The sequence below is a fragment of the Streptomyces sp. NPDC028928 genome (assembly GCF_055564915.1).
On sequence record NZ_JBVHVI010000012.1, the window covers coordinates 288,425 to 307,752 of the forward strand.

Genomic DNA, 19,328 nt, shown 5'->3' on the forward strand with positions numbered 1-19,328 from the left:
CGGGCGGCAGGGGTGACGGCGCGTGAGGCGCGCGAGGGTGTGCGCTACCTCACGCCGGACGTGAGGTCATTTGACGGGCAGGTGGTAGGCGACGCGGTAGCGGTCGGCCGGGATGACGACGTCGGCGGTCTCGACCGGGCGTCCGGAGGCGAAGTAGGTGCGCTGGACGACCAGGACCACATGACCGGGGACACCCCCCAGCAGATGCAGTTCCTCGGCGAGGCCGGGGCGGGCGCCGACCTCCTCGGTGACGTTGTCCACGATGACGTCGATGGCCCGCATGCGCTCGACCACGCCCATCCCGCCGAGCGGCCCCTCCTCGGGCAGCATCACGGGGGTGCGGCCGGTGACGGCGAGGGGCTCCCAGGAGGTGGAGAGCATCATCGGCTCGCCGGCCTCCCGGAAGAGGTACTTGGTGCGCATGACCCGGTCGCCGGTCTGGATCGCGAGCCGCTCGGCGATGGCCGCGCCGGCCTCGGTCTGCTCGCTGCTGGACTCCCAGGTGCCGCGCACCGAGGCGTCGGACTGCTCCTGCCGGAACGGGGTGGCGCCGCCGGCCGGCCGGTATCCGGAGCGGGCCACTCTGCGGGGCACGGGCCGCTCGCGCACGTACGTCCCCGAGCCGGAGCGGCCCTCGACCAGGCCCTCGGCCATCAGCACCTTGCGGGCTTCCAGGGCGACCGTGTCCGAGACGCCGTACTCCTCGCGGATACGGGCCTGGGACGGGAGGCGGGTGTGGGGCGGGAGTGAACCGTCGACGATCTTCTTGCGGAGATCACCCGCGACACGCAAGTACGCCGGCTGCTCACCGAAAGTCACTGGCCGCTCCCCTCAGGTTGTACAGACAGCAACAGCCTGGCAACCGTGGGTTGTGCCATGCAAGCAAAGGCCAGAGAATCACTCGATGTGATGACAAAGGGCCGGGGAGGGCTTTACCCAGGCGGTTTCTCCCCCGTATAGGAGCGCTCTCACACCTGGATGCCGGTGTCGGCTCCGTCGTCGCCCAGCGGGACGGTGGTGGCGAGCCCCAGAGCCGTACGCGCGGCGACCGCCCGTGCGGGCCCGATGAGGCCGAGGCCGGTGTCGTAGTGCTCGTAGAAGGCGTCCGCGTCCTCGGCTCCGGCGGCCTTCGCCCACTGCGCGCGCGCCTTGTCCAGGTCGGCGGCGAGCGCGGCGACCGGCTTGCGGGCGCCGGCCGGCCAGTCGTGCGCGCGCAACATCCGGGCCTGCTCGCCGAGCGCGGCCGCCACCCGGCCCGCCCACGCCTTGTGCCCGGGCAGGTCGTCCTCCACGTACTCCTCGTCCGGGGCGGTGTCCAGGGCCGCGTCGAGAACGTGCGCGGCCTTCAGATAGGCGACCTGGTGGGCGTCGAGGACGGTCTCGTCGTTGCGCAGCGACCCGGTGAGGTCCTGGCCCTCTTCCGTGTTGCCGAACACGCAGGTGACCTCGCGGTCCCCGGCGGACCAGCTCTCCTCGGTCGGCGACAGGTAGTACACGTCGACGTCGTCCGGGAGGGCCCAGCCGTCCATCGCGTAGCCGTCCTGGAGGCTCCAGCAGCGTTCGTCGGCGGTGTCGGCGACCGCGTCGTCCCCGGGGTAGGCGCCGCCCGGCAGCCGGAAGGAGGCGAACACCTCCCCGTCGTGCGCGCCGGCGCACGGGACCTCGTCCACGTCGTAGGTGTCGCCGGTCAGTGCGCCGTCCGGCGCATCGAAGCACTCGCCCTCGGCGAGCGAGATCGTCGCGCCCTCGCGTGCGCCCTCCCTGAACCCCTGCCACAGCTCCGCCGCGCCGCCCGTGGCGATCAGCAGCGCCCACAGCGCGAGCCCGACCCCGGACAGCACCGCACCGCCGACGGCCAGCCCCGTCCCGCGCTCGCCGCGCCGGCGGATCTGCCGCAGCGCGACCAGCCCGAGCACCAGCCCCACCCCGGGCAGGAAGCACAGCACCCCGAGCACCAGGGAGGCGATGGCGAGGCCGTTGACGGGCGCGGGCTGGTTGTACGGGCTGTAGCCCTGCGTCCACGGCTGGTAGCCCGCCTGGTGCGGATACGGCGGCGGACCGTACGGCCCCTGCGGCTGCGACGCGGGTGACCGGAAGGGCCCTTCCGGCTGGTGGGGGCCGGGAGGCGGGGGTATGGACACCGGTACCGTGCTCCTGGATCGGGCGGCGGCAGCACGGGACCGGGCGGCCGTCCGGCGGCTGGACTGACGTACGACTGCCGCATGGTAAGCGGCACACGAGCGGGGGCGGAATGCGGGTGGCAACGGGGGCGTACGGCCGGGTGGAGGCCTGGCCCGACGGCCGGATCGGTGGGGCGGCCGTACGGGCCGTGGACGGGCTCACCGGGCGGTGGGCGGCGGGCGTACGCGCGGGCACGGTGTTCTCCGCCGCCGGGGTGTGGCCCTCGCCGGCCTTCCTCGCCGACGGCGCGGCCCGACCGGCCCGGCCGGAGCCGGCCACGGCCGTGGGCCCGGGGACCGAGGGGACGCCGGCGTCGCGGCCGGAGTGGGCGGGCGGGGACGGTCCGTTCCGGGAGTCGCCGGGGAGCGGGACACGATGAGCGGGCCGGGGTGCGGGGACGTACGGGAACGAGGGACGAGCAGTGAGCAGGGCCGTGGGGAAGGGCGACGAGTGAGCAAGGTGACCGAGGAGACGGTCCGGTGTGTGAACGGGCTGACCGCCCGCTGGGCGCAGGCGCTGTCCGAGGGCACGGTGTTCTCGGCGCCGGGCGTCTGGCCCCTGCTGGCCTTCCTCGCCGACGGCGCGGCCGGACCGGCGCGCGCGGAACTGGCGGGCGCCCTGGGTGTGCCGGCCGAGCGGGCGGCCGGTGAGGCGCGGGAGCTGCTGGCGGGGCTGGCGTCGGTGTCCGGCCTGGACGCGGCGCTCGGCCTGTGGACGCACCAGGGGCTGGCGCTGCGCGAGGAGTGGCGGGCCGGGCTGCCCACCGGCACCCACGGGGTCTTCGGGGACGACCTCGTCACCGCGCAGGAGCGGCTGGACGCCTGGGCGGCCGAGCGGACCGGCGGGCTGGTCGAGCGGATGCCGGTGACGCTGACCCGGGAGGCGCGGATGGTGCTGGCCACCGCCCTGTCGCTGCGCACCACCTGGCGCCAGCCCTTCACCGAGCGGCCACTGCGGCCCGGCGCCGGCCCCTGGCAGGGCCGCACCCTGCGCGGCCTGCACCGGCGCAGTGTGCGGCCGGACCGGGTGGGGGTGACGGGCACCCCGGACGGCTTCGTGACCGCGCTGACGGTCCCCGGGGACAACGGCGTCGACGTCCACCTGGTGCTGGGCGAGGAGCGCATGACGCCGGGTCAGGTGCTCGCGGCGGGTGTCGGCATCGTGGAGCGCGGCCTGCCGCTGACCGGGGGCGGTGCGCTGCCGCACGGGCACGTGGGTCCCGGTCTGCATGTGGAGCAACAGCCCGCCACCGCGCCGGAACCGAGGACGCTGGACGTGACGACGGTGGCGTACGAGGTACGGGCCGACCACGATCTGCTCGCCCTGGCGGGCCTGTTCGGCCTCACCTCGGCCATGGACACCGATGCCGGCCACTTCCCGGGGGTGAGCCCCTACCCGCTGGCCGTCGGGGAGGCCCGCCAGTCGGCCGTGGCCCAGTTCGGCGCACTCGGCTTCCGGGCGGCGGCGGTGACGGCGCTCATGCCGGTGCCCGCCGGCGCGGCCCCGCAGTTCCGCTACGAGACGACGGTCGTCCGGGTCACCTTCGACCGCCCCTTCGCCTTCCTCGCCGTCGACCGCGACTCCCGCCTGGTGCTGGCGGCGGGCTGGGTGACGGAACCGGCGCCCTACCCGGTCCCGGGTGTTCCGGGGGCCCCGCCGGTGCGGTGACCGGGGGGACCGCGTGCGAAAGGGGGCCGGCTCCGCCGAGCCCGGCCCCCTTCGCGTGCCCGCCGTGTGTCACACCGAGGCGGTGTCCGTCTCCGTCGGCTGAGCGGCCGCGGGTCGGGCGGCCGGAGAGGCGGCGGGGCGTGGCGCGCTGCGGAGCACCGCCGCGGCGACCACCAGGGCGCCCAGGACGAAGCAGGAACCGACCCGGAAGGCCAGTTGGTACCCCTCGGTCAGGGCGTCCGCGCGGGCGGTTCCGTCACCCAGCGCGGCGCTGGTGTGCGAGGCGGCCAGCGTGCTCAGGACGGCGAGGCCGAGGGAGGCACCCACCTGCTGCACGGTGTTGAACATGCCCGAGGCCAGCCCCGAGTCCTGCGGGGCCGCACCCGACATGGCCAGGCCGGCCAGCGACGGCATCGCCAGTCCGAAGCCGATGCCGAGCGGCACGGTGGCGGGGAACACGTCGGTGACGTAGGCGCCGTCGGCCGGGATCCGGCCGAGGAGCGCCAGGCCTCCGGCGATCAGGACCAGCGCCCCGAGCAGCACGGTCCGGGGGCCGGCCCTGGCGATGAGGCGCGGGGCGACGAACAGCGACATCAGGCCGATGAGCAGCGAGACCGGGACCACGCCGAAGCCGGTCTGCACCTCGTCGAAGCCCAGGACGTTCTGCATGTACAGCACGGCCAGGAACTGGAAGCCGAACATGCCGGCGACCATCAGGGTGTGCGTGCCCAGCGCCCCGGAGACGTTGCGGAACCTGAACATCCGGGGCGGCAGCAGCGGGTCCGCGGCCTTGGCCTGGTGCACCGCGAACACCGCGAGCAGGACCACGGTGGCGAGGCCGAAGCCGAGGGTGCGCGGGGAGCCGAAGCCGTAGTCGGCCGCCTCGACAATGGTGTAGACGGCGAGTGTGAGCGCGGCCGTGATCAGGACCGCGCCGAGTGCGTCGGTGTTCTTGCCCTTGCCCGCGCCCTGCTCGGCGCGCAGGTGGCGCTGGGCCATGAGGACGGCCGCGGCACCGATCGGCACGTTCACGAAGAAGATCCAGTGCCAGCTGATGGTCTGTGTCAGTACACCGCCCAGCATCAGGCCGAGCGTGCCGCCCGCGGACTGCACGAAGCTGTAGACGCCGATCGCCTTGGCCCGCTCCTCGGGCTCGGTGAACATGGTGACGACCATGGCCAGCGTGACCGAGGACGTCACGGCGCCGCCCACGCCCTGGGCGAAGCGGGACACGAGCAGCATGGCCGAACTCTGCGCCAGGCCGCACAGCAGGGAGGCCACGGTGAACACGACCAGGCCGGTGATGAAGACGCGCTTGCGGCCGAAGAGGTCACCGAACCGGCCCGAGAGCAGCAGCAGGCCGCCGAAGGGGATCAGGTACGCGTTCACCACCCAGCCGAGGTTCGACGGGGTGAAGTCCAGACTCTCCTGGATGGACGGCAGCGCCACGTTCACGATGGTGCCGTCGAGGATCACCATCAGCTGGCCGGCGCAGAGGATCGCCAGCGCGAGCCAGCGTGATGCACCGGCACCCGCTCGTACGGGCACGGCCTGAGCGGACATGGAACTCCCCCTCCGTGGTTTCACTTTGTTACGGACTCCATCTTGTGTAACGTCAGCGGTCCGCGTAAGGAGGCACTTTTATGTCTCGGGGTCACATGGATGTGACGGAGCAGGCCGACAACCCGGCGTGCCCGGTCAGCGAGGTCCTGGACCGGGTGGCCGGCAAGTGGGCCATCGGGATCCTGGTCGCGGCGGCGAAGGGCCCGGTGCGCTTCAGCGAGCTGGAGCGCGGCATCGAGGGCATCAGCCGCCGCATGCTCACCCTCAACCTGCGCAAGCTCGAACGCGAGGGCCTGCTGGTGCGCACCGTCTACCCGACCGTTCCGCCCAGGGTCGAGTACGAGTGCACCGAGATGGCGCTGGAGCTGTACGAGACCCTGCTCTCCCTCGTCGACTGGGCCAGGCGGCACAGCGGGGACATCGCCCGCGCCCACGCCGTGTACGACGCCGCGCACTCCCCCGCTGTCCCTGCCTGACGCTGCGACACATCACCGACGGACCATGGCTACGCGCCCAGTCCCGCCCCCTGGGGCAGGCGGAAGGGAACGGTCTGCCAGGGGCTGTCCGGGTGGCCGGCCAGGGTCTGGTGGGCGGCGAGCATCTCCTGGTACCAGCCGCCGAACTCCTCGTCGTCGAAGTGCAGGCAGCGGCCCAGCGCGTACCCGGCGGAGAAGTCCTGCCAGGAGGTGTGCGCGGCCTGCGCGGCCTCGCTCGCCTCCACGACGGCCTCGCGCATCTCGGCGCGGGTGGCGAAGCGGGCGCCGTAGCCCCAGCGGGCCATCATCGAGGCGCGGCCGATGTCCCACGCGGCGACCGAACGCACCGCGGCGTCCGCCGCGAGCAGGCCGTCGGCGCGGAACCTGCCCTCGTAGCGCAGCACCTTGCCGACCAGGCCCACGACGTGGGCGACGAACTCCTCCCAGTCCGGCCCGATCTGCTCCGGCACCTGCGCGGCACGCTCCCGCAGGGCCGTCTCGACGTGCGCGCGCCAGACGGTGGCGTCGACGGCCTGCAGCCGCCCGTCGGTGTACCGCTGGGCGAGCGCGGTCCGTGCGTCGAGGACGAACTCCCAGTACCAGGGCGTCACTTCCCGGTCGAGGAGCCGCCGCTGGACGTCCAGCCACTCGTCCCGGCCGGTGACGCCCCACCACTTGGCGAGCCGCTCGTGCTCGATGGACAGGCCCAGACCGTGGTAGTGCGGGTTGTTCCAGGCCTCGCCGTTGACGAAGCACATGTGGGCGCCGAGGGCCAGCCCGTGCAGGAGCGGCCCGAGCGGCGGCACACCGGAGCGCAGCGTCACGAGCCGCTCGGCGCGGCCGTCCTCGTCCCAGTGCTCGTTGTGCAGCGCCCGCCACACCTGGCGCTCCTCCGCGTCGGCCGCCATGAGCATCGGGATCGGGGTCTGGTTGTTGACGGCGATGCCGTCGACGTCCTTCGGCAGGTCGTCGGCCAGGTCGCGCAGGGTGTACGACTCGAAGACCAGGTACGGATGGGGGCGCGGGAGCAGCCCGCGGGTGTACACGGCGACGAGCCGCCCGACCGGGGTGTCGTAGACGTGGAAGGTACGCATGCCGGGATCGGGCGAGGTCTCCTCCCGCCGGAACGGCACGTACACGAGGTCCCCGGCCAGCGCCTCCAGATAGGCGAGGGTCAGTTCCCCCCGGGCCTCTTCCTGGGCCTCCTCGTCCTCCCACTCGGCCGCGGCGTGCCGGGTCAGCAGCTCGTACAGGTGCTGTTCGAGCGCGTCGGGCGCCTTCCAGGTGCCGGGCTCGTCGGGCACCTGGATGTCGGGCAACGCCTCGTCGTGGTCGTCCAGTTCACCGACGACGTAGCGTGTGTCCGAGGGCCCCTCCTCGTCGTACCGCTCACGCCCAGCCGCCCGCCTGCGCCCTCCGAACACCACACGCCCCCGCATCCGCGATCATGATTGCGGCCACTCTAGCTTTACGGTCATGACAGAACGCTTCTCCCCCGGACAGGCCATCGTTCGCCGCGAACTGCTCGACGACAAGCCGTGGATCACCTACCCGAGCTGTTGGCGGTGTACCTGGCGCAGGGCACGCCCATGACGTTCGGCTCGGGACCGTTCTCCTGGGGGCCCACCCGTGGCAGGCACGCTCGACCTGGAACTGGACATCTGGGTGCCCGGCGACGGCGGCCCCTACCGCTGGAAGGACGTCGATCACTTCGAGGGCCGGGCGGAGGCGGGCGGCTTCGCCGACGGCGAGGCCGACCGGGTCCGGGAGGCGGCACGCGAGCTGACGCGCGCCCTCGACCGGGGCGAGGCGTGGTGGGACCCGGCCTGGTCCCGGTGGCGCCCCGAGGCCGCCTGGACGGTCCCGGAGCGGGTGCCGCACGCGGTGGCCGAGTCGGCACGCCCCGCCGAGCCCGCCCGGAGCTGAGGCAGCCCCGCTTCCGGTACCGGTGCGGGGCCGGCCCCAGAAGGAGCCGGCCCCCGCCCGGGCTCAGTCCTCGATCACCGGATTGCACGGCGACAGGAACGGATCCAGGCGCTCCTCGACAACCCCTCTGCGCATGACACGCACCCGGAACGCGTTGTCGGCGTTCGGGATGTCGCCGTCGTCCGAGCGGTCGTAGAGCATCCCCCACGAACCGGGGAAGCGGCGCGCGATGTACGCCACCAGTTCGTCCAGCTGCCCGGCCTCGTAGCCGACGCGGTTCGTGTGGCCGGTGGCCGTGACGACGTCCAGCCCGTTGAAGACGTCGAGCGCGACCTTGCAGCTGGAGCCCCACCGGACCGCGTCGATCCGCGCCCGCAATTCCTCGACACCGGCCTTCAGACACCGCGAGTCGTCCTCGTACGGGTCCTCGGAGATACCGAACCAGCCGTGGAACTCGTACATACCCTCAGCACCTGCGCTTTCCGACCTGCCCATGGTAATCACGCGCCGGGGGAAGCAGGGGATCCAGCACGGGATCGATGAAGGGGCCGGACCCCGACGAGCCCGACCCCTTCTGACCTGCATGTGTGCCCCGTCAGTGACGTGGTGTCATGTCATCCGCTCACACGTTGAAGCGGAACGTCTGAGCCAGCGCTGTGACCTGCGGAAACGACTCTTTTGAGCCGGTCATCCCAGGACCATCCCAGCACGGGACCCTATCCCAGCACCATGCGGCTCAGGAGCCCCTCGCATTCCAGCTGCATCGAGGTACGCAAGAGCCCCGCTTCGACCCGGCTGTCGGGTAAGACAACTGGTGCGGCCGTGGCTCGGTGCTGAGTCGTCGTGGTGCGGACCCCGTCGCCTTGCCGAAGAATCGTTAGCGTCTGGGGGCGCTGGGTGCTCCTGGGCAGCCCTGCGCACACCGGTGTATCGCGTCACCGGGGTCGACGGCGGGGTCGGGGAGGCGACGGCGCGGACGCTGGCCGCCGCCGGCGCAGATGTCATGATCAACGGCCGTAATGCCGCCCGTGTCGCCGAGACGGCGGAACGGATCGGCGGACGCGGCGTCACCGCCGATATCGGGACGGCCGGGGGAACGGCCGACCTGATCCGAGAGCCGCCCGACGTCGACATCCTGGTCAACAACACCGGCGTCTTCGAGACCAAGCCCGTTTCGAGATCACCGATGCGGATTGGCTGCGCTTCTACGAGGTCAAGGTGCTCCCCGGTGTGCGCCTGGCGCGCCACTACGCACCGCGGATGGCCGGGCGCGGGCGACGCCCAGTGGTCCGGCCGCTGTAACCCGGACGGCGCCACCGAGGACGATGTCGTAGACCTCTTCACCGGCATGGAGAAGGCGGTCCTCACGGAGTCGGCGGACGGTCACGCCGAGCACGTCGTTGATCCAGCCCGCGCTGACCGGCTCGACGCCACAGCCGGTGGTCTGGAAGACGAATAGGTGGGGGGTTGGCCGTGCGGGGCTGCGGCATTGTGCCGCAAAGGCCGTGGTCCATCAGCAGGAGCGAGTCGAGCGGCGGTGCGTCTCTCGGTGGGCGAGAGCATCCCCCACATAGGTGTATTCGGCCTGGTAGCGCTGGTGTTTCAACAGAGGCGTATGCCTAACTGGGCGGGACTCCTGCACGGTGAGCTGCCGGTTCATCTGCCGCCGGTAGGTGTCGTCGACCGGGTCGACCACGCGCAGCAGGTGCAGCGTCTTGGCGATCCGCCCGTACTCGGCGGATGCCTGCCCCATCGGGGTCGGGCGCCCCTCACGGCCGAACATCCGCAGCAGGTCGTACGCGCGGACCTGCCCGGTCACCAAGGAGCCGGCCACCCGCAGCATGTCCGGCCAGTGCGTGATCACCTTGCCCAGATTGACCTTGTTGCGGGCCAGCGCCTCCAGCGGCCCGTACCCGCCGGTCTCGACGCCAGGCATTTCCGCCCGCCAGAACCGCTGGTCGGCCAGGTCCCGGAACCGGGGCGAGAAGTTGTAGCCGAGCATCGAGAACAGGCCGAACACCACGTCCGAGTACGAGGCGTTGTCGGTGGCGACCATCTCCGGCTTCACCCCGGCATCCAGGTTCAGCAGGGTGTCCAGGATGTGCAGGGAGTCGCGCGGGGTGCCCGGCACGACCATCTGCCCGATCCCGGCGACCTGGTCATTGACCGCGTTCAGCCACGTGATCCCGCGTTTGAAGTGGTAATACTTCGGCGAGGGACCGGCATGGATGGTCCGCTTGGGCACCACGAACCGCAGCCCGTCCACCGAAGCGAGCAGGCCCTCGCCCCAGTGGGCGACGATCGGCACCCGTGCCTGGGCCTCGATCAGGCGCGCGTTCGCCGCGGCGACATGTTGACTGACCTAAACCACCTGACCTCTGCGTAAGTTCATCCAGCACATCCAGCACGCGCAACTGCGACGAAGACCGTCGCCCGCACGGGACACGTTGTGTACACATGCGCCACTCGGTACACTTGGGCGCATGACGCAGCCGCTGCCCATAGAGTCCATTCGCGATGTGCGGGCCCACCTCGCCGAAGTCGTGGAGCGCGCCGATCGCGACGACGTACCCACAGTGATCACGCGCCGGGGCAAGGAAGTCGCCGCCGTCGTCTCCATCGAGGTACTGCGCAAGTACCAGGAGTGGGAAGAGCGCGAGATCAATCGGATCATCGACGAGCGCATGGCCAACCCCGCGCCCGGCATCCCGATCGAGGACATCATGAGGGAGACGCTGGCACGCGGTGAGTGAGTACCGAACCGTCTTCCGTCCCGAGGCACAGGCCGAGCTTCGGAAGATCCCCCGCGACATGGCGCTGCGCATCCTGGCCAAGCTGACCGAGTTGGAGAGCGACCCCCTCGGCTTCAACACCACCGCACTGGTGTCCCAGCCCGAACGGCGCCGCCTGCGCGTCGGCGACTACCGCGTCGTCTACACGATCGACAACGGAGAACTGGTGGTCTGGGTCGTTCACGTGGGACACCGGTCCACCGTTTACGACACCTGATTGCTGCTGACCACACGTCAGAACATCCAGCACCCATCCAGCACGGTGACGACGAAGAAGGGGCCGGACTCGATAGAGCCCGACCCCTTCTGACTTGCACGTTTGACTCAACGTCTAACGCGCAGTAAGTGCACGACTACTCATTGAAGTGCAACGTCTGAGCCAGCGCTGTGACCTGCGGAAACGATGGTTTCGAGCCAGTCACCCCAGCACCGTCCCAGCACGGGAACGCCATCCCAGCACCATGCAGCTCATACTCCTCGCGCTCCGGCTGCATCAAGGTGCGGAGAGCCGGGGCTCGGCCCAACGTTTCCGTGTTCCCGCAGGCCGATCCAGGTATCGGTACACCCCTGCCGTGCATTGTCCAGCAAGGCCACGGACGTGCCCGGTCCAGATATCCACGCAGACGCCGCGCACGGTGGAGACGTCGACGAGGGCGGGTAGCAGCTGCCTCTCGCGGTGCGCCGTCCGCTGATCGGGTGAGGGTCCGCGCGCCTCCGCGCCGGTTACAAGCGACGACGGGGAGTCAGGGCACTGGCACCCCCGTAACCTCGGCCACCAAAAGCGAGCGGCCTCAACCCGAGATCACTGCCCCTCGCGGTGCGCCGTCCTTGGCGGCGGCGGACCTGTCCGATGGATCGGGCTCGGACCTGCTGTGGGAGACCGGCGCCGTGCCGCCGGCCGGACGCCTGCTGCTGTCCGACCGCGGTGCCCAGGCCGGCGGTGAGGGCCAGGACGGCATCCAGGTGCTGCCTGCCCGTCCGGACGAGGACGACCTGTGGCCGCGGCTGGAACGGATGCTCTACGACACGGCCCCCGAGGATCAGCAGACAGTACTGGTCGAAGGCGACCGCCGCGACGCCGCCGTGTACCGCGTGGTCCGTTTCCTGCTGCTCAACCACGTCCCGTTCGCCGTCACGCACGGCCCCGTGGGGCAAGCGGGGGTCATCGTGAGGATCGACGGGCGAGAGCTGCATAATCCGCCGCTGATCGCCCTGGCCAAGGCACTGCACCTGACCAGGTACAGCGGCGGCACTGACTACGACGTGGTCGTGGTCGGCGGCGGACCGGCGGGGCTGACCGCGGCGATCAACCACGCCGGCCTGTTCGGCCACAAGGTGCTGATCGTGGAGAACGAGGCGCCCGGCGGCGCGGCCGGCACCGCTGTCAACGTCATCGACAACCACTTCGGCTTTCCCGACGGCATCGTCGCCGGTGAGCTGGCCCAGCGAGGGCTTCGCCAGGCGCTGAACCAGAAAGTGGAGTGGCTCCCCGCCTGCCGGGCCGAGAGTCTGTCGGCGCTGGAGGAGCTCGATGCCGGCGACGGGCAGCCCCCGCTCAGGAGACGGCGGGTGACAGCGCGTCGCGACGACGGCCGGCCGGCCGGACTGAACGCTGCTGCCCTGGTGGTGGCCTGTGGAGTGGCCGCCCGTCGCCAGGGCGGGAAGCACGAGCGCCATGACGAGGGTCGCGGTGTCTACTACATGGCCCTGCCCGCGGACGCCGAGCAGGTCTCCAAGGACGACTCGGTCGTGGTCGTCGGGGCCGGCGACACCGCGGGTCGCGCCGCACTGATGTTCGCGGAGAAGTCCACCAAGGTCACCCTGCTCGTCCGCGGCACCCTCAAAGGCTCTTCGATGCTGCCGCGACTGGTGGAGCTAATCCAGCAGTCCGGCATCGAGGTCCGCGAGAACACCGAGATCGCCGAGTACGTGGGCAAGAATGGGCGGCTCACCGACGTGCAGTTGCGGACGCTCAACGACTCCCTGGAGACCCGGCCGGTGCGCGCGGTCTACGTACTGATCGGCACCGACCCGGACACCAAATGGCTGCAGGGCACCGGCGTCCAGCTGACCAAGGGGTACGTGGTCACGGGTACCGACGTTGGCCCGAACGTGCCGTCGTACGCCACCAGCGTGCCGGGGGTCTTCGCCGCCGAAGACGTGCGGTACCGCGGCGTGCGCCGTATCGCGATGGCCGCGGGTGAAGGAGCGGCGGCCGCGCTGGCCGTCCACACCTACTTCACCGGCCGTGCCCAACTGCTGCGGATGGACGGCGACACGGCCAACGCGGCGCTGAGCGCCTACTACGCCTGACCAGGCCCGGACTCCCTTCGGACGCGGCATGGCACGGCTGAAGTCCTGGCGGATCTTCCGCGGTCACGCACATAAGCCCCGAGCGCATGACCGCCGTCGCCAAGGCCGTCCTCACCTTGGAGAGGCAACGCCGATAGGCTCACTGATTACGCCCGAACGGTGGATTCACCGACAAGATCCCCGCTGCGGTAGAGCGAGATAACAGCGTCTATGCAAGCCTCGTACTGAGGCTCTCCCGCGGTCCTCAGTGGATCAGCGAACAACGTCAGATTTCGTCAATCGCAAAGCGCAGGGCGGTCTTCGTATGCGACGTACGCGGACTGTCCGTCAACGCGGCGAGCGACCGCAGTCGGCGGCGGGACCCGCTGGGATTACGGGACGCCCTCAGTGGTTCATCGGTGGCCGAGATGCCTGCTTTCCTTATGTCCAGCTTGAACTCCGATTCCAAGCTGTTTCTCCTTGCTAGTGGCAGGGGCGGCCTTCGATAGCAATCAATCACCATCCGTTCTGACGGCTGGTGGGATCTGTCACCGGGCTGTTCTGCCCGTAACCGGGGTGAGGTCACCCCCAGACACGACAAGGGGCATCAATGATGTCTTACGACGGTACAGACCCGGTGATCTTTCCAGCCGGTGCCGCGACACAGACCAGCGCCGCGGAGGCTGCTCAAGAAGTGTGGGATGCCGTCATCGTCGGTGGCGGCATGGCAGGCTCCATCGTCGCCGAGCAGTTGGGCCAGGCGGGCTACAGGGTGTTGCTTCTCGAAGCCGGCCCCGGCAAGGACCTGGACCTCGCCGAGTACGAGTCGTACCTGTCGCGGTTCTACGGCGCGGTCGTCAAGGACAACCAGTCTCCGTACCCGTTCAACCCGAACGCCCGGATGCCCAGGAGCACCGACACCATGCCGGTGAATCCGAACACACCCCGAGACGACTTCTACCTCGTGCAAGAGGACAAGTACTGCACGGACACCACCTTCACCCGGGTCCTCGGCGGCACCTCCATGCACTGGGAGGGGAAAACGCTGCGCATGCTTCCCGAGGACTTCGACCTGCGCACCAAATACGGCCAGGGCCTGAACTGGCCGCTCAACTATGACGACCTGGAACCCTACTACCGCAAGGCCGAGGCCGAACTGGGCGTGGCCGCCGACGTCGAGGACCAGGCGTACCTGGGAATGCATTTCCCGAAGGGATACGTGTTCCCGATGCACCGCATGCCGCCGTCCTATCTCGACCAGGTGGTCGCCCGGGGTGTGGACGGCATGCGGGTCAACCTGGCGGACGACGAGTACACCCTCCAGGTGCGGAGCTTTCCGCAGGCCCGTAACGGCGTGCCGAACGCCGCGTACGACGGCGGCAAGGGCTTCGTCCCGGTCGGCGCGGTGAGCACGAGCCAGGCGGAAGAGGGCGAGCGCTGCCAGGGCAACACCAACTGCGTCCCGATCTGCCCGGTGCAGGCCAAATACCACTCGGGAAAGACGCTGGCCAAGGCGCTCAGCAAGGGCAACGTCAAAATCGTGACCCAGGCCGTCGCGTCCAAGATCGAGATCAACGAGCACAACCAACGGGTAGCCGGGATCACCTTCAAGAAATACGAGTCGCTCAGCTCCGAGAAGTACACGGAGCACACGGTGGAGGGTGCCGTCTACATCCTCTGCGCGCACGCCATCGAGAACGCCCGGCTCATGCTGGCCTCCGACATGCAGCGCATGAGCCGCAGCAAGCTGATCGGCCGCAACCTGATGGACCACGCGTACCTGCTGACCTGGGGCCTGCTGCCCAAGCCGGCCGGCACGATGCGAGGCACGGTCTGCACGAGCGGGATCACCGACCTGCGTGGCGGGCGATTCCGCGGAACCCAGGCCGGCTTCGGCGTGGACATCCACAACGAAGGCTGGGGGTGGGCGACCGGCTCGCCCTACACGGACCTGGTCGAACACGTGGACAAGCAGGGCCTGCGCGGACGGGACTTGCGCAGGACACTCGGCAACCAGATCTCCCGGCAGCTTCTGCTGGCCTTCATGATCGACCTGCTGCCCGACCGGAACAACACGGTCACCGTGGACGAGCGGTACAAGGATGCCCTCGGCAACCTGAAGCCGGTCGTGTCGCTCAAGATCCCGCCCTACACCATGCGGGGCGCCGAGTTCGCCCGCAAGCTCGCGACCGACATCTTCGAGAAGCTCGGCGCCGAGGACTGCACAACGTACGACAAGAACCGCTCCAGCGCCGTCGAGTACAACGGCCAGTGGTACAACATCGTGGGCGGCAACCATCTGGCGGGCACGCACATCATGGGGACCGACCCGGCACACTCCGTGGTCGACCACACCCAGCACTCGTGGGACCACGACAACCTCTACCTCGTCGGGCCCGGCAGCATGCCCTCGATCGGGACGTCCAACATCAGCCTGACCATGGCGGCACTCGCCTTCCGCAGTGCGGCCCACATCGTCAAGTACCTGCGCGCCGCGAAGGCGCCGGCCGTCGTCCGCAGCTAGACGGCTCACAGACCGGCGAGTTGAACGCGACACCGCCCACCGTCCACCTCCCACGATTGGGGGAACATGTCCGTCTCAGAATCAGAGCCCGCTCCGGACCCCAAGATCAAGACCATCGAGGAGCTGTACGACTACCTCTACAAAGGGCTCCAGCTGGAGCATGCGACGCTCCCGCCCTACCTGACCGCGCTCTACTCGCTGCGTCCGGGGACGAACTCGGATGCCCGGCACATCATCAGGGTCGTGGCCGTCGAGGAGATGCTGCACCTCACCCTGGTCGCGAACGTCCTGAACGCCGTGGGCGGGAAGCCGGACCTCACCAAGCCGGGATTCGTGCCGGATTACCCGACGCGCCTGCCGTGTGGTCCCGATTACTTCGATGTCCATCTCCGGCCGTTCTCGCCCGAGGCTCTCGACACGTTCCTGAAGATCGAGAAACCCCCAGAGGTAGCTACCGAGCAAGACAGGTTCGTACCGATGGACTGGGCGCCCCTCGGACTGACGGCCAACGGCGCGGCGCCGCCACCGGAGAAACTGGCGGAACTCGAGCAGTCCGGGTCGGTCTTCGGCCTCGTCCCCGGGGATCCCACCAAGCGTTTCTCGAGCATCGGTGAGTTCTACGAGGAGATCATCCGGGGCATCAACCACCTGGAGGACCAGGCCCGTCAGGCAGGGACGACGATTTTCACCGGTGATCCCGCCCGCCAGGTGACTCCCGAGTACTTCTACTCCGGTGGTGGCGATGTGATCGTGGTGACCGGCCGCGACAGCGCGGTCGCGGCGCTCACCCTCGTCGCGGAGCAGGGTGAAGGGCTGTACGGCGGCATCTACGACAGCCAGGACGAACTCGCCCACTACTACAGGTTCCAGCAGCTGGAGAAAGGGCGGTACTACCAGAAGGGCGATGAGCCGAACGAGCCTTCCGGCCCGGTTCTGCACGTCGACTGGGATGCCGTCTATCCGGTGAAGCCGGACATCAAGATGGTGGACCTCTCGCGAGACCCGGAAATCCTGGCGGCGGCCGAGGAATTCAACCAGTTCTACGCCACCTTCCTGACCAACATCAATCTGGCCTACAACGGTCAGCCCGACCTTCTGCTCAAGGCGGTCTGGGAGATGTTCCGCATGCGCGACAGCATGAACCGGCTCGTCCGCAACCCGCTCGCAGGGCATTCAGGGCAGAATGCCGGCCCGACATTCGAGATCTACGGCTGAGGCCGTCGAAGGAGGCGGGATCATGACGCAGACAACGGACGCAGAAAATAATCTGCACGATTTCGTGAAGTTCTCTGCCGCTGTGACCGGGTTCAGCGAGTTCGACCTCTGGGGAACCGGCCAGGCGGAGGAGTACTACAAGACGGCCGTGAATCAAGAAGGGCTGGACGCGCTCCGGAAGGCGATGGGGTCCGATCCCTCTGCCGTTCCCTCCGATCCAGTGGTGAACAGCATCATCAAGCTCTGGTACGTCGGCGTCTGGTACGGCCCGGAACTGGTGGGGCGCATGGACGTCGCGGCCTGGACGGCGCCCGGACGGAGCGGTGCGAAGCCCGCCGTCCCGGACGACAGCCGGCCCGAGGAAAGCCGGTCCCTGCAGGCCACGTCCGGACGACAGCCGGCCGGGGAAGATCCCGCGCACGGCGGAGCCGAACGCAAACCGCTGTTCGTGGTCTCTCCCGACGCCTACACCGAGGGGCTGTTGTGGCGGGCGATCGGCGCCCACCCGTCCGGCGCTAAGGCGCCGGGCTACGGATCATGGGTCAATCCGCCCGTATTCGAGGACTGACAAGAGGAGGAAGTGTCATGACCGGCACGGTCCCGAACCTGGGTCCCGACAAGGTGTCACTCGGCGTGACGCCGACACTCTGGTGGAACGACGACTTTCCGCTGATCGACATCGGCATCCCGTTCGAGCAATGCGTGAGCGAGATGGCGCTCGCCGGATTCCAGGGCTGCAGCATCGGTCACAAGTACCCGGCCGATCCCGCCGCACTGAACAAGGCACTCGACCTGCGCGGCCTGAAGGTGTCCGAGCCCTGGGTGAGCACCTACTTCACCATCGGCGAAAAAGACCGGACCGTCGAAAACTTCAAGAGGCAGCTACAGTTCCTCGAAAAAGTGGGCGGCAAGGACATCGTGGTCGCAGAATTCGGGCGGTCGTCCCACCTGCAACCTATCCCGGTCTTCAAGCACCGCCCGGAGTTCACCAAGGAAGAATGGGATCTCCTCGCCAGCGGGCTCAACGAAATCGGTAAGCTGGCCGCGGACAAGAAAATGCGGCTGTGCTACCACCATCACATGGGCACCGGCGTGCAGACGGCCGCGGACATCGACAGGTTGATGGAGAACACCAACCCGGACCACGTGCATCTGCTGCTCGACACCGGGCATCTCCGGTTCGCGGGCGACGACCCGCTCACGGCCGCGGAAAGGCACAAGCAGCGGATCAAGCACGTTCATCTCAAGAACGTCCGCCAGCCCGTGGTCGACAAGGTGAAGAGCAACCACCTGTCCTTCCAGGAGGGAATCCTGGAAGGCGTCTTCACCGTGCCCGGAGACCCGGAAGGCGCGATCGACTTCAAGCCCATCCTCTCGACGCTGGCGGAAGCCGACTACGAGGGCTGGCTGGTCGTCGAGGCCGAACAGCACCCGGCGACAGCACACCCGCTGACCTACGCCAAGATGGCTCGTCGTTACCTCACCGAAGTCCTGGGGTGGTAACGATGAGCACACGCGACATCTACCTCAGCTTCTTCATGTTCACCGTCAACCTGCACCCGGATGACCCCCCAGTACACCGAGGTCATCGTCAGGCACATGAAGAAACTGCAGGACATCGGGTACACGGGCTTCGACCTCCCCGTTTTCCCGAACGGCACGGGCGATCCCCAAGCGGACGTACCCCGCTACGAACAGCTCAGGAAGGCTCTCGACGCGGCCGGCTTGGACAACGTAGGTCTGACCACCAACGTGGCCACGACACCGGCCTACGACCCCGCATCGCTGAAGGCCGAGGAACGCGAGGCGGCCCTGGCCTACCTCAAGTCCAGAGTGGACATCACAGCGGCCCTGCGCGGCACCATCATGGCGGGCCCCGTCCTGTTCCCCTACAACGTCTTTCCCACCCTCAACGGCGAACCGCTGTGGAGTGACGCCCTGCAGGACTGGCTGCGGCCCCGGTACGAGATCGCGCAGCCGCTCTTCGAGCGGCTCGGCGAATACGCGGCGGAGAAGGGCGTCCAGGTCGCCATCGAACCCGTCGACCACTGGGAGACACCGGCTCCGAACATGGTGCGCGACGTGCTCGACTTCCTCGCCGACCTGCGCAGTCCGCAGATCGGCGTGTGCGTGGACAGCTCCCACGTCGTCCTCGGCAGCAGCGGCCCGGAGGCCGCCCTCCGCGGCATCCGGGATGCCGTCGGTCAGCGGCGCCTGCACTACGTGCAGGTGTCCCCGCCGGACCGCGGCGAAGTCGCGGACAGCTGGATCCCCTGGCGCACGTTCCTCGAGCCCATCCTGCCCGTGTACGACGGACCGCTGCTCATCGAAGTCTTCAACGCCATCCCGGAGTTCCACGCTTCGTTGCGGCTGACCAGGCGGAAGTTCTGGATCCCCATGGAGGACGAGCCAGTACCGAGCGTACCGAGCGCCTACGAGGTCGCCGAGGCCGGGATCAAGCGTCGGCGAGTTCCGGACGGCGTGCAGCGGCCAGGATCTGGGCGCCCTTGCCCCGCGTCAGGCCGGCCAGCGGCGCCTTCTTCGCCCGGGTGCCGGTGGCGGCGAAGTTTTCGGTGGTGGTCGGGGTGTCGGAGGAGTCGGCGTTGACGATGACCGTCGCCACGTTGCCGAGGGCGGTGTCGACGGCGGTGGTGACGGCGCTGATGGTGGCCGGCTCGTTGCGGCTGGGCA

18 protein-coding genes and 2 pseudogenes are annotated in these 19,328 nt (G+C 69.2%); 14 read left to right on the forward strand and 6 right to left on the reverse strand.

All coding sequences use genetic code 11. From position 1 onward, the window contains the following. Positions 1 to 66: 66 nt before the first annotated feature. Together ACZ4U1_RS28315 and ACZ4U1_RS28320 are read right to left on the reverse strand one after the other, a co-directional pair. Complete coding sequence (locus ACZ4U1_RS28315) at positions 67 to 819, reverse strand: GntR family transcriptional regulator (protein ID WP_467906974.1); 753 nt, start codon at positions 817 to 819, stop codon at positions 67 to 69. Positions 820 to 968: 149 nt separating this feature from the next. After that, positions 969 to 2,141: a DUF4190 domain-containing protein gene (locus ACZ4U1_RS28320; RefSeq protein ID WP_467906975.1), complete on the reverse strand. Its 1,173-nt coding sequence runs from the start codon at positions 2,139 to 2,141 to the stop codon at positions 969 to 971. Positions 2,142 to 2,251: 110 nt separating this feature from the next. Between ACZ4U1_RS28320 and ACZ4U1_RS28325 the strand changes: the two genes are divergently transcribed. Both ACZ4U1_RS28325 and ACZ4U1_RS28330 read left to right on the forward strand, forming a co-directional pair. Further along, complete coding sequence (locus ACZ4U1_RS28325) at positions 2,252 to 2,560, forward strand: hypothetical protein (protein WP_467906976.1); 309 nt, start codon at positions 2,252 to 2,254, stop codon at positions 2,558 to 2,560. Positions 2,561 to 2,640: 80 nt separating this feature from the next. Then, entirely contained in the window at positions 2,641 to 3,849 is a 1,209-nt protein-coding gene (locus ACZ4U1_RS28330; protein ID WP_467907045.1) for a serpin family protein, read from the forward strand. Positions 3,850 to 3,918: 69 nt separating this feature from the next. Here ACZ4U1_RS28330 and ACZ4U1_RS28335 read toward each other — a convergent pair whose 3' ends face one another. Beyond that, positions 3,919 to 5,412 (reverse strand): MFS transporter, encoded by a 1,494-nt coding sequence (locus ACZ4U1_RS28335; RefSeq protein ID WP_467906977.1) that lies wholly within the window; start codon positions 5,410 to 5,412, stop codon positions 3,919 to 3,921. Positions 5,413 to 5,492: 80 nt separating this feature from the next. On the opposite strand from ACZ4U1_RS28335, the gene ACZ4U1_RS28340 reads away from it, so the two are divergent. Continuing rightward, positions 5,493 to 5,888: a winged helix-turn-helix transcriptional regulator gene (locus ACZ4U1_RS28340; protein WP_467906978.1), complete on the forward strand. Its 396-nt coding sequence runs from the start codon at positions 5,493 to 5,495 to the stop codon at positions 5,886 to 5,888. A gap of 29 nt (positions 5,889 to 5,917) precedes the next feature. Here ACZ4U1_RS28340 and ACZ4U1_RS28345 read toward each other — a convergent pair whose 3' ends face one another. After that, positions 5,918 to 7,327, reverse strand: a complete 1,410-nt coding sequence (locus tag ACZ4U1_RS28345) for a DUF1266 domain-containing protein (protein ID WP_467906979.1) — start codon at positions 7,325 to 7,327, stop codon at positions 5,918 to 5,920. 190 nt (positions 7,328 to 7,517) lie between these two features. Between ACZ4U1_RS28345 and ACZ4U1_RS28350 the strand changes: the two genes are divergently transcribed. Beyond that, positions 7,518 to 7,814 (forward strand): DUF402 domain-containing protein, encoded by a 297-nt coding sequence (locus ACZ4U1_RS28350; RefSeq protein WP_467906980.1) that lies wholly within the window; start codon positions 7,518 to 7,520, stop codon positions 7,812 to 7,814. 63 nt (positions 7,815 to 7,877) lie between these two features. Here the strand turns inward: ACZ4U1_RS28350 and ACZ4U1_RS28355 are convergent, their stop codons facing one another. After that, on the reverse strand, positions 7,878 to 8,276 hold the full coding sequence (locus ACZ4U1_RS28355) for an Imm7 family immunity protein (protein WP_467906981.1): 399 nt from the start codon (positions 8,274 to 8,276) through the stop codon (positions 7,878 to 7,880). A 463-nt stretch (positions 8,277 to 8,739) separates the two neighbouring features. Here ACZ4U1_RS28355 and ACZ4U1_RS28360 point away from each other — a divergent pair, with 463 nt between their 5' ends. Then, positions 8,740 to 9,273, forward strand: coding sequence for an SDR family NAD(P)-dependent oxidoreductase (locus tag ACZ4U1_RS28360; protein ID WP_467906982.1), 534 nt, complete (start codon positions 8,740 to 8,742; stop codon positions 9,271 to 9,273). A gap of 168 nt (positions 9,274 to 9,441) precedes the next feature. Here ACZ4U1_RS28360 and ACZ4U1_RS28365 read toward each other — a convergent pair. Continuing rightward, positions 9,442 to 10,161 (reverse strand): annotated as a pseudogene (locus ACZ4U1_RS28365) (Tn3 family transposase); the annotation flags it as partial. A 136-nt stretch (positions 10,162 to 10,297) separates the two neighbouring features. On the opposite strand from ACZ4U1_RS28365, the gene ACZ4U1_RS28370 reads away from it, so the two are divergent. From ACZ4U1_RS28370 to ACZ4U1_RS28410, 9 genes and pseudogenes are all read left to right on the forward strand, one after another. After that, positions 10,298 to 10,567, forward strand: a complete 270-nt coding sequence (locus tag ACZ4U1_RS28370; protein WP_019434848.1) for a type II toxin-antitoxin system Phd/YefM family antitoxin — start codon at positions 10,298 to 10,300, stop codon at positions 10,565 to 10,567. Next, positions 10,560 to 10,823, forward strand: coding sequence for a type II toxin-antitoxin system RelE family toxin (locus ACZ4U1_RS28375; RefSeq protein WP_093677539.1), 264 nt, complete (start codon positions 10,560 to 10,562; stop codon positions 10,821 to 10,823). The genes ACZ4U1_RS28370 and ACZ4U1_RS28375 overlap by 8 nt, the downstream gene beginning before the upstream one ends. A 611-nt stretch (positions 10,824 to 11,434) precedes the next feature. Continuing rightward, entirely contained in the window at positions 11,435 to 12,919 is a 1,485-nt protein-coding gene (locus ACZ4U1_RS28380) for an NAD(P)/FAD-dependent oxidoreductase (protein WP_467906983.1), read from the forward strand. Between the two features lie 4 nt (positions 12,920 to 12,923). Beyond that, a pseudogene (locus tag ACZ4U1_RS28385) lies at positions 12,924 to 13,056 on the forward strand (IS5/IS1182 family transposase); the annotation flags it as partial. A gap of 455 nt (positions 13,057 to 13,511) precedes the next feature. Beyond that, positions 13,512 to 15,422: a GMC family oxidoreductase gene (locus tag ACZ4U1_RS28390; RefSeq protein WP_467907046.1), complete on the forward strand. Its 1,911-nt coding sequence runs from the start codon at positions 13,512 to 13,514 to the stop codon at positions 15,420 to 15,422. Positions 15,423 to 15,488: 66 nt separating this feature from the next. Then, positions 15,489 to 16,637 carry a ferritin-like domain-containing protein gene (locus ACZ4U1_RS28395; RefSeq protein WP_467906984.1) on the forward strand — a complete coding sequence of 383 codons (1,149 nt, stop codon included), beginning with the start codon at positions 15,489 to 15,491 and terminating at the stop codon, positions 16,635 to 16,637. 22 nt (positions 16,638 to 16,659) lie between these two features. Continuing rightward, positions 16,660 to 17,205 carry a hypothetical protein gene (locus ACZ4U1_RS28400; RefSeq protein ID WP_467906985.1) on the forward strand — a complete coding sequence of 182 codons (546 nt, stop codon included), beginning with the start codon at positions 16,660 to 16,662 and terminating at the stop codon, positions 17,203 to 17,205. Positions 17,206 to 17,222: 17 nt separating this feature from the next. Next, positions 17,223 to 18,140, forward strand: coding sequence for a myo-inosose-2 dehydratase (gene iolE, locus ACZ4U1_RS28405; RefSeq protein WP_467906986.1), 918 nt, complete (start codon positions 17,223 to 17,225; stop codon positions 18,138 to 18,140). A 96-nt stretch (positions 18,141 to 18,236) separates the two neighbouring features. Then, a complete protein-coding gene (locus ACZ4U1_RS28410) occupies positions 18,237 to 19,244 on the forward strand; it encodes a sugar phosphate isomerase/epimerase family protein (RefSeq protein ID WP_467906987.1) in 1,008 nt (335 codons plus the stop codon). The last annotated feature ends 84 nt before the right edge of the window (positions 19,245 to 19,328 follow it).